Origin of the sequence: Gillisia xinjiangensis (assembly GCF_046298265.1) — a bacterium.
GTDB classification, from domain to species: domain Bacteria; phylum Bacteroidota; class Bacteroidia; order Flavobacteriales; family Flavobacteriaceae; genus Gillisia; species Gillisia xinjiangensis.
On record NZ_JBKAHK010000009.1, the window covers coordinates 45,250 to 58,501 of the forward strand.

Consider the following 13,252-nt stretch of genomic DNA (forward strand, 5'->3'; position numbering starts at 1 on the left):
TTGTTTTTAACCGAAACAATAAAAAGTCCTGCAATACCTAATTGGATTTTTTAAAAATTCCAAACTAAGCTGTTTTTAGTACTTTCCATAATTTTAAAGTTCAAAAAAGTATAATCGCGATCTATAATTCCCTTTTAAAAACAGGTTCTTTAATGGCTTTTAAGTACTTTTGAAACAAATTTATTCCTGTGAAAGTTTCAGCAGCAGCTTTATTAGTATTCTTTTTTCTAGTTATAGCCGGAGTAGCTCCTTCCTATGCTCAGGAAACCAAGAAAATAGATTATACCAGTGATCGCACCCTTAAGGATGAGATCAAATATCCGGGAGCAATAATTTTGAGTAAAGTAACCAACCAGGTTTATTTTATTCACCAGGGAATTGAAATATGGTGTGACCAGGCAATTCATTATGATCAGGATAATTTTTTCAAGGCCTACGGAAATGTACGAATGCAGCAGGGAGATACCGTTACCATGCAAAGCAATTACGCCGAATATAACGGAACTACGCAATTTGCCTTTGCCAGCGGAAAAGTAAAAATGACACGCCCCCAAACCTCCTTAGAAACGGACACCTTGTTTTTTGACAGGGTAAAACAACAGGCTTATTACAGGAGCGGTGGTACTGTTCGTGATTCTGCCAGTGTTTTAACCAGCCGGGTTGGCAGGTATTTTATGGAGGATGATAAATATTCTTTTCTATCAAAGGTAAAAGTGACCAATCCGGAATATGTAATAAATTCAGAACAACTTGATTTTTACTCCGAAACCGGACATGCGTATCTCTACGGCCCAACCACAATAGAAAGCGAAACCAGCACTGTATATTGTGAACGCGGTTTCTATGATACCAGAAATGACACCGGTTATTTCGTCAAAAATTCCAGGATAGATTATGAGAACAGGATTTTGCAGGGGGACAGTCTTTATTTTAACCGAAGTAATGCATTTGCATCAGGCACAAATAATATAAAAGTTACAGACACACTTAATAAAAGCGTGATAACCGGGCACTATGCTGAAGTTTTTCGGGATAAGGATTCTGTTTTTATCACAAAAAGAGCATTGGCAGCGACCCTTCAGGATAAAGATTCTGTATTTATTCACAGTGACACCATTATGATCACGGGAAAACCCGAAAACAGAATCATCCGGGGATATTATGATGTGCGAATGTTTAAAACCGATATGAGTGGGAAAAGCGATTCCATATATCTCAACCAAAAATCTGGTCTTACAAAGCTCATAAATATCAATAAAGGTCCGGTTTCAACTATCGATAAAAGAAGAAGCCCGATAATTTGGTCTGGAAATAATCAAATGACCGGAGATACCATTCATATCTTAAGCGATCCGGAAACGGAGCAACTCGATTCTTTAAAGGTATTTAATAACGCATTTCTTGTTCAAAAGGACAGTATAGAAGGCTACAATCAAATTAAAGGTCAGAAACTTACAGGCTTATTTGTCAATAATGAGTTATACCAGGTGGATATTATAAAGAATACCGAAACAATTTATTACACGCGTAATGAAGCCACAGAATTAATTGGAATTAATAAAACCCTTTCCAGTTCAATAAAGATCCTTTTTCAGGAGCAGGAGATACAGGACATTTATTATTATAAACAGGTGGACGGAACGCTCACCCCTCCCGAAGAATTTCCTCGAAATGCAAGACAGTTAGCCGGTTTTAACTGGCGGGGGGACGAACAGTTACTATCTAAAGAGGATTTATTCACCGGCAAACCTGCACCAAAACTGATACAGATTAAAGGAATTCCTCTACCTGAAGAAGAAACCGACTTCTTTGATGACAGCAATTCTGGAGAAACCCTGCTAAATGAAAATTCACGATTAAAACCTGAAGATCTAAAAGATAAGGAAAAGGATAGCACTGAAGTTCCTGTAAAGACATTCAAGCCAGAGTTATTGAAGGAAGATAAAGAGAAAGCAAAAAGCAATTGAAAGAAGATTTTTTAAAATACCAGGCTCAAACAACACCACACCCGTTGGCCTTGGAAATTTCACATGCAAAAGGATCCTATATCTATTCAATTCAGGGAAAAAAATACCTGGATTTTGTAGCAGGAGTTTCTGCCTGCAGCTTAGGGCATTGTCATCCAAGGGTAGTGAATGCAGTGAAAGAACAGTTGGACAGCTATTTACACGTGATGGTTTATGGAGAATATGCACAAGGACCAGCGGTGGAATACACCAAATTACTTGCACATCATCTTCCGGAAAAACTAAATAAAACATACCTCACTAATTCGGGAACTGAAGCTATTGAAGGTGCTTTGAAATTAGCGAGAAGAGCAACGGGAAGAACAGAACTTATAGCGGCAAAAAATGCATATCATGGAAATACCATGGGTTCCCTCAGTTTGATGGATTATGAAGAACGGGTGAAACCTTTCCGTCCTCTTATTGGAGATATTTCCTTTATCAAATTTAATTTAGGAGAAGATTTAAAAAGAATCACCCATAAAACGGCGGCCGTGATACTGGAAACTATCCAGGGCGGCGCTGGATTTATCGTTCCGGAAAACAATTACTTAGAAAAAGTTAAAGCAAGGTGTGTGGAAGTGGGCGCATTACTTATACTGGATGAGATTCAACCCGGATTTGGGCGCACCGGTAAACTATTTGGATTTCAGTATTTTCAGGTTGTACCAGATATTCTGGTTATAGGAAAAGGAATGGGCGGCGGACTTCCAATTGGTGCTTTTACAGCTTCAGAAGAAGTTATGGACCTTTTGATGGATAACCCAAAATTAGGACATATTACTACTTTTGGAGGAAATGCAGTAATTGCGGCGGCAGCGCTCGCTACGCTTCAGGAAATCACCCAATCTGACCTTATGGCAGAGAGCCTTGAAAAAGAAAAGCTTTTTCGGGAATTGCTGGTACATCCGTTATTAAATAAAATAAGAGGAAAAGGTTTAATGCTTGCGCTAATAACCCCTTCTGAAGAAATTGCAACAGAAATTATCTTGAAATGTCAGGATAGAGGATTGATCCTTTTTTGGTTGCTATTTGAGAAAAAGGCCGTGCGAATCACACCCCCGCTTACCATTTCAATGGAAGAAATAAAAGAAGGATGTGGCATTATTATTGACGTTCTCAATGAAATAAAGTGATATTTCATAATTTGTTCATTACTTTGTTAAAAACAATATTGATTCCTACAGAGTTGAACGCTAAAACAAAGTTAACTTTAAAACTGTAGAAATCCCGTAATCCCCAGTGTATGCTATTAAGTCATAACGAAGAAAACAATTTCTCACTTACCCGGTTTGAATCAATGCTAAAAACAAATGATGTTTTGTTTTTTGATTCAGAAGAATTTGAGGATATTATTAACCATTATTTAGAAAATGGTAAAATTGCTTTGGCAAAAAAAGCGGTGAAGTTAGGATTGGCACAACACCCTACCTCTACAAACCTTAAACTTTATAAGGTTGAAATCCTGGTTTTTGAAGACAAACTTGATCTTGCCGATGGCCTGTTGAATGAGCTTTACGACCTGGAATCTTCCAATGAAGAAATTTATATTCAGAAAGCCAATATTTTCTCCAAAAGAGACGATCACGAAAAAGCGATCGAAATGCTGGAACTCGCATTGGAAATCTCCATGGATGAAGCCGATGTGTATTCATTACTTGGCATGGAATACCTTTTTATGGAAGATTTCGAGAATGCGAAATTCAGTTTCATGAAATGTCTTGAAGCAGATGAAGAAGATTATTCCTCCTTATATAATATCATGTATTGCTTTGACTTTTTAGAACAAAAAACAGAAGCTATTGAGTTCCTGAATATGTTTTTGGACAAAAACCCATATTGTGAAGTCGCCTGGCATCAAATAGGAAAACAATATTTTGACCTGAAAGACCTGGAAAAAGCATTAACGGCTTTCGATTTTGCTATAATCAGCGATGATTATTTTATTGGAGCCTACCTTGAAAAAGGAAAAGTCCTTGAGAAATTAGGCCGTTTTCATGAAGCTATAGAAAATTATAAAATCACCCTGGACCTGGATGATCCAACTTCCTTCGCATTTCTTAGAATTGGAAAATGTTTTGAAAAATTAGGGGAGGATGAACTGGCTTTGGAACATTATTCAAAAACAGTACAGGAAGATCCGCTATTGGATAAAGGCTGGATAGCAATCACCGATTTTTATTACAAAAAGAAAAATTTCCAGAAGGCTTTGTATTTTATAAATAAAGCTATTGCCATTGATGAGGAAAACGTACTTTACTGGAAGCGTTATGCCAAGATAAGCAACAGATTAGGATTTTTTGAAGAGGCCGAACGTGGCTATCAAAAAACAATCGATCTGGGAAATTATGAACTGGAAACCTGGATACGCCGTTGTGATATTCTTATCAATCTTGGCGAGTTTGAATCTGCAATACAAAATTTGATTCAAGCGGTTGGATTTTATCCTGAAACAGCTGAAATCGAATACCGGCTTGCTGGTTTATATTTTAATTTAAATGAAGGTGATAAAGGTTATTTCCATTTAAATAACGGCCTTAAAATAGATGCCGAATATTATATCATAATTGAAGAACTTTTTCCGAAGATTTTCTGCAGAAAAAGTGTTAAAGAAATGATTAACGCTTACCTGAAGACCTCCTGATAATTATTTACCTTTGCCCAAAATATTTATTCAGGTAATGCAAAGAACTTTCAGGGAATACTTCACAATCACCTTAAAAGGAATGGCCATGGGTGCAGCAGATGTTGTACCTGGTGTTTCCGGGGGAACCATAGCTTTTATAACAGGGATTTATCAGGAACTTATTGCTACTATAAGCGGAGTAAACCTTTCGTTGTTCAAAACCTGGAAAAAAGAGGGGTTTAAAGCAATGTGGAAAAAGTTAAACGGATCCTTTATCCTTGCCCTTTTTACCGGTATTTTAATTAGTATTTTTACGTTGATGCGCCTTACCAATTACTTATTGGAGGAACATCCGGTTTTGATCTGGTCATTTTTTTTCGGCCTTATTCTGGCAAGTGTCTGGTTTGTAGCCAGGCAAATCCCCAAATGGAATTTTAAAATGATCGCTGCACTTATTGCCGGAGCAGCATTTGCATATTTTATCGTATCACTTGCTCCTTCAGAATCAACAAGCAGTTACTGGTTTCTCTTTATTGCCGGAGCAATTGCCGTTTGCGCAATGATTTTGCCTGGAATTTCAGGAGCATTTATTTTAGTGCTTTTAGGTGCTTATAAAACAATTACGGAAGCTGCACAGAATTTTGATATTAAAACACTTGGAATAGTTGTCCTGGGTGCTGTTTTTGGTCTGTTATCATTTTCCCATATCCTAAAATGGTTGTTTAAACATTACAGCAATATCACCCTCGCCGTTCTTACAGGTTTTATAGCCGGTTCGCTCAATAAAATATGGCCATGGAAGAAAGTTCTGGAAACCGAGCAGTATGGAGAAAAAATTGTGATAATTAAGGAGGCTTCTGTTTTACCCTGGAATTTTGAAGGGAATGCCTACTTGTTTCCTGCAATAATATTAATGCTTTCTGGTTTTTTATTAATCCTTATATTAGAGCGCGTCGCAAATCAAAAACCTATTCAACAGAATGCAACAAACCCGGACCTTTAGTGATAAAGTATTTTTAGTACTTAAGGGCTTAGCCATGGGTGCTGCCAATAAAGTTCCCGGAGTATCCGGTGGGGTTGTTGCATTTGTAGCAGGGTTTTACGAAGAATTTATCTACTCCCTTCAAAAAATAAATTTCAAAGCTTTTAAACTTCTTATCAATGGAAGATTTAAAACGCTCTACGCCTATACCAACGGGAAATTTCTTGGATTGCTTATCCTTGGAATGGTTATAAGCTACTTTAGTGTTTCCAAATTGCTGGATTATCTAATTCTCCATTATGAATTATATGTTTGGGCATCTTTCTTTGGAATGATCATAGGTTCAATTTATTATATCTTCCGTGAATTTGACGATTGGTCAAAAAAACTGGTTCTTTATGTTGTGGCAGGAGTAATCGCCGGAATAAGCATTAGTTTCCTGGAACCTGCAAGAGAGAATGACAACCTGTGGTTTGTGTTTTTCTGCGGCATAGTGGGAGTTTCCGGAATGACCCTCCCAGGACTTTCTGGCTCTTTTATCCTCATTTTATTTGGGAATTATGTCCTTCTCCTTGTAGATTCCGTAAATGCTCTTTTTGACACTATTGCCCAAGTGGTCCTGCTGGATTTCTCTTTTTTAGACAACGATGGGCAGATGCGCTTGTTACAGGTTTTAATGGTTTTTTCCTTAGGATCATTGGTTGGTTTGGTATCGCTCTCCCATTTACTGGGATATGTGCTAAAGAAATTTAAAAAGGAAACCTATGCAGTAATAATCGGTTTTATTGCCGGTTCACTTGGTGTTGTATGGCCCTGGAAAGAAAAAATATATAAAACAAATGCCGAAGGAGAAATCCTTATCGATATAAAAGGAAATCAAATCCTTGATAATTACGACCGTTACTTTCCCGATTTCGCTGTTTCTGAAACCTGGATGGCGTTGGTTTTTATCCTCTTGGGAATATTTATAGTATTAGGCCTCGCCTGGTACGAAAATAGAAATAAAACAGTATGAAATGAGCGTAACGGAAACTCCGTTCATACACAAATTAATATATGCGAATTGCATATGACAAATAAAAAAAATGAATATCTGCATATGAATACGTATGGTCTTATAGGAAAAAATATAGCCTATTCATTTTCCCGGAATTACTTCGGAAATAAATTCGAATCGGAAAATATTTCTGCGGTTTATAAAAATTTTGACCTGGATAAAATCGTGGAATTCCCTGATTTGATTTCTGAAAATCCTGAAATTAAAGGACTAAATGTCACTATTCCCTACAAGGAAACGATCATCCCTTTTCTGGATCAGCTGGATCCCATTGCAAAGAAAATTGGAGCTGTTAACACCATTAAAATTGAAGATTCAGGAAAACTAACAGGCTATAATACCGATTATTTTGGGTTTCTGGAATCCTTAAAACCGCATTTAAAGAAACAGCATACACACGCGCTCATTTTGGGAAAAGGTGGCGCTTCAAAAGCCATAGCTTATGGTTTAAAAGAATTAAAGATTAAATTTAAATTCGTTTCACGTTCTCCCTTGGCCGAAGATCTTAGCTATACCGAATTGAACAAAAGCCATTTTGATACTTATAAATTAATAATCAATTGCACGCCTCTTGGAACGCATCCTAAAACCGGGGAATTCCCCCCTATCCCAACAGTTCATTTCACTTCAGAACATCTTTTATTCGATTTAATCTACAATCCCTCTATTACAAAATTAATGAAACTGGCACTTCATAATGCTGCTAAAGTTCTTAATGGACAGAAAATGCTGGAACTTCAGGCAGAAAAGGCTTGGGAAATCTGGAATAAATAAGCAGTGCCATTTTTTCCATATACACATTATAAATTAAAGCAAAATCTTGGCAGGTTTTGGTGGAGTTAGTATCTTTCAGAATTAATAATTTGAACGAACCTTAACATTGAAAGATATGTCTCAGCAAGAAAATGAAAACACGAAGAAAGAACTTCCCAACGACGATTTAAAAAAATCTGAAAATGTTGCCGGTGAAAACAGCAAAATAACGGAAGATTCCAATGACAGCAGGAAAGATAAATCCACAGAGGAGATAATTTCCGAAGCCGCTGAAGATTCTAATGTAATACAACCTGAAGCCGAATTTGCTTCAGAAGAGCCTTCAGCAGAAAAAACTGAAGAAAATAAAAAGGACGAACCTGATCCAGAAAAAACCTCTTCAGCTGAAAGCGATATTTCAGAAACAAATAAAAAAGAAGAATCGGAAGAAAATGACGATACTTTGGAAAAGGCGATGGTAGACGAAAAAGAAGATTCAGAAAAATTATCTGAAACTAAAGAGATAGAGGAAAATTTTACCGAAGCTCAGAAATCAGGCAGTACGAAGAATGCCATAGATAAAGAGGAAGATGAAGATAAAAAGCCTGTGGAGAAAAAAAATGTAAAGTCTGAATTTGAAGATTCTGTAGCTGAAGACAGCGAAGATGCAAGCACCTCTGAGCGACACGGGATTGTAAAAAAAGATTATCATGCGATGTCCAAGGAAGAACTTGTTGCCGAAATGCAACTATTGGTTCAAAAGGAAAAGATCCAGGCAATAAAAGAGCATATTGAAGAAATAAAGGCAGAATTCAATGCTAAATTTGATGAGGAACTTGAAGAGAAGAAGGAAGAATTTCTTGCCGATGGTGGAAATGTCATAGACTTTCATTACTCCACTCCTATCAAAAAAGAATTCAACTCGGTTTATTTTGATTATAAGGAAAAACGAAATAATTATTACCAGCAGTTAAAGCAGGATCTTAATAAAAACCTGAATATAAGACTTCAAATTATAGAAGAACTTAAAGGGCTGATAGATGTTGAAGAAAACATCAATACTACCTACAAGCACTTTAAGGAATTACAGGACAGATGGCGTACTGCAGGACCAATTCCACGGGATAAATACAATACCGTATGGAATACCTACCATCATCACGTTGAGAATTTTTACGACTTTTTGCATTTGAACCGCGATTTCCGCGATATGGATTTCAAGCACAACTTGGAGCAAAAGCTGAAGATCATAGACCGTGCAGAGGAACTTACACAGGAACAGGACACAAGCAGGGCATTTAGAGAACTTCAAATGCTTCACAAGATGTGGAAGGAAGAACTTGGACCTGTAGGAAAAGAATTTAGGGACGATATCTGGGAACGTTTTAGCGATGCTACCAAAAAAATTCACGATTTGCGTCAGGCGTACTATGACGATCTTGAAAAAGAATTTGAGAAGAACCTGGAAGTAAAACAAGAGATTATTTCTAAGATCCGGGAACTGGCAGAAGCAAAGTTTACCACCCACAACCAGTGGCAACAAAAAATCAAGGAACTGGAAGCCCTACGGGATATGTTCTTTAAAGCAGGTAAAGTACCTAGGGAAAAGAACGAAGCGACCTGGAGTGAATTCAAACAAAATGTTCGTCAGTTTAACCGCAATAAGAATGCATATTATAAAGGACTGAAAAAAGAACAATACGATAACCTTGAGAAAAAACGGGAACTCATACAACTTGCAGAAGATAATAAGGATAGTGAAGACTTTAAAGCAACCACTGCTTTAATGAAAAAAGTCCAGGCCGATTGGAAAAAGGTTGGTCACGTTCCAAGAAAGGACAGCGATAAGGTATGGAAACAATTTAAGGCTGCCTGTAACCATTATTTTGACCGTCTTCACAAATCCAACAATGAAGAAAATACGGAAGAGGCAAAGGCATTTGAACAAAAGAAAGAAATTCTGGACGGATTGAAATCCTTTGATTTTTCGGGAGAGAAGAAAAAAGATCTTCCAAAGATAAAGGCTGCGATAGAAGAGTGGAAAAACATAGGAAAAGTACCTTATAACAAACGTTTTATAGAAGGGAAATTCAACAAGTTGTTAGACCAATTATTTTCTAAACTGGATGTAGACCGCACCAAAGCGGAAATGATGAAGTATGAGAATAAAATCCAGGCTTTAAACAATGCAGATGATGATAAAAAATTAAGAAATGAACATTATTTCCTTAGCAAAAAAGTGGAGGAAACAATCGCAGATATTCGCCAGCTGGAGAACAATTTACAATTCTTCTCCAATGTAGACGATGAAAACCCACTGGTTAAGGAAGTTCATAAAAACATTGCAGATCAAAAAGAACAACTAAAGGTTTGGAAGGAAAAACTGGAAAAAATTAAATCTATATACTAAATAAGTTCAGGAGGATTTTTTCAATTTCACACAAATGAAATGTACGCTTTGTAAGGGTAAGATGACGGAATTTTTTAGAAAGGAAGACCGAAAATACATCCGTTGCCAAAACTGCAAAGCTGTACTCCTTCATCCCGGAGATTATATTACTGCAACCTCTGAAAAGGAGCGTTATTTGGAACATAATAACGATGTATGTGATCCCCGCTATCAAAATTTTGTGGGTCCGATCACTTCCCGGGTATTACGAGATTTTTCTATCAACTCACGCGGATTGGATTATGGCTGTGGCACAGGACCGGTTGCAACCACTGAGCTGCAAAAGCATTCTTATAAAATCAATTTATATGACCCTTATTTTGAGAACCATCCTAAAGTTCTTGAAGAAACCTATGATTTTATAATTTGTTGTGAAGTAATGGAACATTTCCATAGGCCTTTCGAAGAATTTAAGCGACTCTATGAACTTTTAAATCCCGGCGGGAAACTTTACTGTAAAACTTCGATTTTTTATGAGACTATAGATTTTAACAGGTGGTATTATAAGAACGACCCCACGCATGTATTTTTTTATTCTGAAGAAAGTCTGGAATGGATCAGGGGAACTTTTGGATTTAAAAATTTAGAAATCACTCCGAAACTTATCGTATTTGAAAAATAGTATATTCCGGCTTACCCCCAGGTTTCCTGAATTATAAAAGTTTAGCCTCATTCCAAAAAACATCCATTTCTGCCAGAGTCATCTCACTTAGGGATTTATTTCTCTCTTTGGCTTTTCCTTCGAGATACTGAAAGCGTTTAATGAACTTTTTGTTGGTTCGTTCCAGTGCATTTTCCGGATTGATCTTTAAAAATCTGGCATAGTTAATCATTGAAAATAAAACATCTCCAAATTCGGCTTCCATTTTATCGGTATTCATCACCTTGATTTCATCCTGTAATTCTTCCAGCTCTTCTTTCAGTTTTTCAAAAACCTGTTGGGGCTCTTCCCAGTCAAATCCCACTCCGGCAACTTTTTCCTGAATCCTGCTCGCTTTCACCAAAGCAGGCAATGAAGCAGGTACCCCTTCCAAAACACTTTTTTTACCTTCCTTAAGTTTCAGCTTCTCCCAGTTTCTTTTTACTTCATCCTCATCTGCCACTTCCACATCTCCATATATATGCGGATGCCTTGAAATCAATTTATCACAAATTGAATTCGTTACATCGGCAATATCAAAATCATTGGTTTCACTCCCGATTTTTGCGTAGAAAACCAGGTGTAATAAAACATCTCCAAGCTCTTTTTTTATCTCCTGCATATCCTTTTCAAGAATCGCATCCCCCAATTCATAAACCTCTTCAATAGTTAAATGCCGAAGCGACTCCAGGGTTTGTTTCCGGTCCCACGGACATTGTTCCCGTAGCTCATCCATAATGGTTAAAAGTCTGTCAAATGCCTGTAATTGATCCTTTCTTGAATTCATTCCTCTGATTTTTTTGTAAAAATACAACTGTGATTATTTTAAACCGAAAATTAATCAAAAAAACCTCGGGGCAAACCCACAAGTTATGTCCCGATAATTCGGGAGGAAATTACTTTTGAAAATTCGCGGCAAACCCTCAATGAGAGATCAAAACAAAAAAGCAGCTTTAATAAAATTAAAACTGCTTTATACTATTAGATAATTTAAGCCTATTCTTCTTCGTCTGAAGTTTTTTCTTCTGGTTTTGAAAAATCGGTGAAATCATTTTTCACGAGTAAATTATACCACTGAAGAATTTTTTTTATGTCGCTTTGGTAAACTCTTTCTACGTCATAATCCGGAAGTATTTCAGCAAAATAGGCCTCTTGCTCCTTTTTGGACGCTTTGTGATCTATAGCTTCTCCTCCGTTTTCTTTCTCACTTATCTTTTTAAAGATCTCTCCAAGAGGAACTTCCTCGGTGTAAGTGTAAATAGCAATTTCGCTAAGCAAACTAACATTATGACGAACGTTGACCGCTATTTTTTTTCCATCAATAATGGATTTTGCAACAAAACCACCGCGGGTTTGTGCTGTTAATTCATATAATCCCGGTTTTCCGGAAATCGATAAAATTTTTTCTAAACCCATATTTTTTATAAATTTTGGCTGGCAAATATCACTTCTCTGTGCTTAATAACAAAAGAATTAACGGCCTTTTTTCACTGCCGGAAAACGCATTCTATAATCGACATCTATCTTTCCCTTTGAAATGTTTGCAAGCTTTCCTTTGATTAAACGCTTTTTAAGACTTGATAGTTTATCGGTAAATAAAATCCCTTCAATATGATCATATTCATGTTGGATAACCCTGGCGGCCAGTCCCTCATAAACCTCACGAAAAGAATTAAAGTTTTCGTCCTGATATTCTATGGTGATTTGTTTTTTTCGGAAGACATCTTCCCGTACTTCCGGAATACTTAAGCATCCTTCATTAAATGCCCAATCTTCTCCCTCTTCGGCTACAATTGTAGGGTTTATAAAAACCTTTTTAAGATTTTTTAATTGGTTTTGTTCTGCAAGTTCCAATTCTTCATCTTCCCCAAAAGCACTTGGATCGATAATAAACAAACGTATTGGAAGTCCAATTTGTTGAGCTGCAAGTCCTACTCCGTATGCTTCATACATGGTATCCCACATATTTTCAATAAGTTTATCCAGGTTTGGGTATTCTTTAGCGATCTCCTTTCCCTTCTTTCTTAAAACCGGATCCCCGTATGCAATAATTGGTAAAATCATTTAAAATGTATAATTAATATTGAATAATGTTTATTTAAAAAAATCTACTTTTCATGTTTTTTATGGCTGTGAAATTTAATATAAAACTTGCCTGATTAATTCTGACCGCTTTAAAACATTAATCCCCCTTGTTATCTTGTTTTTTTAGCCACGAATGCACGAATATTTTTCTCTTTTTTCTTTTCTCTATATTCCATATTCTATTCCCACTTTCCTACATCATTTATAAAGATAGGATTGCAGAATGATCGTTGCACTTATTTCATCCAGCAAAGCTTTATTCTGGCGCTTTTTCTTTTTTAATCCGCTATCGATCATCGTTCTAACTGCCATTTTCGATGTAAAACGTTCATCTACCCGTTTCATTTGCATAGTCGGAAACTTTTCCTGAAACTTCTTCAAAAACTCCTGAATTGGAACTTCATTATTGGAAGCAGTATTATCCATTTGTTTTGGTTCCCCTACAAGAACGAGCTCCACATTTTCAATCTTAAAATAGTTCTCGAGATAAGGGATCAATTCTTTGGTAGGAATAGTCGCGAGGCCGGACGCAATGATTTGAAAATCATCGGTTACCGCAATTCCGGTGCGCTTAACACCATAATCTAAAGCCATAATCCGTGCCATTGCAAATTTTACGCAAATATAAGGTTTATCTTCCTATACTCCCAAAAA

At 36.7% G+C, this 13,252-nt stretch carries 12 protein-coding genes; 8 read left to right on the forward strand and 4 right to left on the reverse strand.

The window, feature by feature from the left end:
- The first annotated feature begins 188 nt into the window (after positions 1-188).
- From ACKGJN_RS14300 to ACKGJN_RS14335, 8 genes are all read left to right on the forward strand, one after another.
- Positions 189-1,967, forward strand: a complete 1,779-nt coding sequence (locus ACKGJN_RS14300) for an OstA-like protein (RefSeq protein WP_409540232.1) — start codon at positions 189-191, stop codon at positions 1,965-1,967.
- The gene (locus ACKGJN_RS14305) at positions 1,964-3,142 is read left to right on the forward strand and encodes an aspartate aminotransferase family protein (RefSeq protein ID WP_409540233.1); all 1,179 of its coding nucleotides are present in this window, start codon (positions 1,964-1,966) and stop codon (positions 3,140-3,142) included. Before ACKGJN_RS14300 ends, ACKGJN_RS14305 begins: the two co-directional genes overlap by 4 nt.
- Before the next feature lie 110 nt (positions 3,143-3,252).
- Entirely contained in the window at positions 3,253-4,650 is a 1,398-nt protein-coding gene (locus ACKGJN_RS14310; protein WP_409540234.1) for a tetratricopeptide repeat protein, read from the forward strand.
- 37 nt (positions 4,651-4,687) lie between these two features.
- Positions 4,688-5,635, forward strand: a complete 948-nt coding sequence (locus ACKGJN_RS14315) for a polyprenyl-phosphate transporter (protein WP_409540333.1) — start codon at positions 4,688-4,690, stop codon at positions 5,633-5,635.
- Positions 5,613-6,629: a DUF368 domain-containing protein gene (locus ACKGJN_RS14320; RefSeq protein ID WP_409540235.1), complete on the forward strand. Its 1,017-nt coding sequence runs from the start codon at positions 5,613-5,615 to the stop codon at positions 6,627-6,629. The genes ACKGJN_RS14315 and ACKGJN_RS14320 overlap by 23 nt, the downstream gene beginning before the upstream one ends.
- Positions 6,630-6,713: 84 nt before the next feature.
- A complete protein-coding gene (locus tag ACKGJN_RS14325; protein ID WP_409540334.1) occupies positions 6,714-7,445 on the forward strand; it encodes a shikimate dehydrogenase family protein in 732 nt (243 codons plus the stop codon).
- Between the two features lie 115 nt (positions 7,446-7,560).
- A complete protein-coding gene (locus tag ACKGJN_RS14330) occupies positions 7,561-9,834 on the forward strand; it encodes a DUF349 domain-containing protein (RefSeq protein ID WP_409540236.1) in 2,274 nt (757 codons plus the stop codon).
- Positions 9,835-9,868: 34 nt separating this feature from the next.
- Positions 9,869-10,495 (forward strand): class I SAM-dependent methyltransferase, encoded by a 627-nt coding sequence (locus tag ACKGJN_RS14335; protein WP_409540237.1) that lies wholly within the window; start codon positions 9,869-9,871, stop codon positions 10,493-10,495.
- 31 nt (positions 10,496-10,526) lie between these two features.
- Here ACKGJN_RS14335 and mazG read toward each other — a convergent pair whose 3' ends face one another.
- The 4 genes from mazG to ruvX form a co-directional block, all read right to left on the reverse strand.
- A complete protein-coding gene (mazG, locus tag ACKGJN_RS14340; RefSeq protein ID WP_409540238.1) occupies positions 10,527-11,300 on the reverse strand; it encodes a nucleoside triphosphate pyrophosphohydrolase in 774 nt (257 codons plus the stop codon).
- Between the two features lie 209 nt (positions 11,301-11,509).
- Complete coding sequence (locus ACKGJN_RS14345) at positions 11,510-11,929, reverse strand: DUF5606 family protein (RefSeq protein WP_409540239.1); 420 nt, start codon at positions 11,927-11,929, stop codon at positions 11,510-11,512.
- 57 nt (positions 11,930-11,986) lie between these two features.
- The gene (def, locus tag ACKGJN_RS14350; protein WP_409540240.1) at positions 11,987-12,577 is read right to left on the reverse strand and encodes a peptide deformylase; all 591 of its coding nucleotides are present in this window, start codon (positions 12,575-12,577) and stop codon (positions 11,987-11,989) included.
- A 219-nt stretch (positions 12,578-12,796) separates the two neighbouring features.
- Positions 12,797-13,204, reverse strand: coding sequence for a Holliday junction resolvase RuvX (gene ruvX / locus ACKGJN_RS14355; protein WP_409540241.1), 408 nt, complete (start codon positions 13,202-13,204; stop codon positions 12,797-12,799).
- Positions 13,205-13,252 lie beyond the last annotated feature (48 nt).

Excerpts from the sequence above, each read along its gene's own strand:
- ACKGJN_RS14310 (WP_409540234.1), top strand. The coding sequence starts at position 3,253 with ATGCTATTAAGTCATAACGAAGAAAACAATTTCTCACTTACCCGGTTT.
- ACKGJN_RS14315 (WP_409540333.1), top strand. The coding sequence starts at position 4,688 with ATGCAAAGAACTTTCAGGGAATACTTCACAATCACCTTAAAAGGAATG.
- ACKGJN_RS14320 (WP_409540235.1), top strand. The coding sequence starts at position 5,613 with ATGCAACAAACCCGGACCTTTAGTGATAAAGTATTTTTAGTACTTAAG.
- ACKGJN_RS14325 (WP_409540334.1), top strand. The coding sequence starts at position 6,714 with ATGAATACGTATGGTCTTATAGGAAAAAATATAGCCTATTCATTTTCC.
- ACKGJN_RS14330 (WP_409540236.1), top strand. The coding sequence starts at position 7,561 with ATGTCTCAGCAAGAAAATGAAAACACGAAGAAAGAACTTCCCAACGAC.
- ACKGJN_RS14335 (WP_409540237.1), top strand. The coding sequence starts at position 9,869 with ATGAAATGTACGCTTTGTAAGGGTAAGATGACGGAATTTTTTAGAAAG.
- mazG (WP_409540238.1), bottom strand. The coding sequence starts at position 11,300 with ATGAATTCAAGAAAGGATCAATTACAGGCATTTGACAGACTTTTAACC.
- ACKGJN_RS14345 (WP_409540239.1), bottom strand. The coding sequence starts at position 11,929 with ATGGGTTTAGAAAAAATTTTATCGATTTCCGGAAAACCGGGATTATAT.
- def (WP_409540240.1), bottom strand. The coding sequence starts at position 12,577 with ATGATTTTACCAATTATTGCATACGGGGATCCGGTTTTAAGAAAGAAG.
- ruvX (WP_409540241.1), bottom strand. The coding sequence starts at position 13,204 with ATGGCACGGATTATGGCTTTAGATTATGGTGTTAAGCGCACCGGAATT.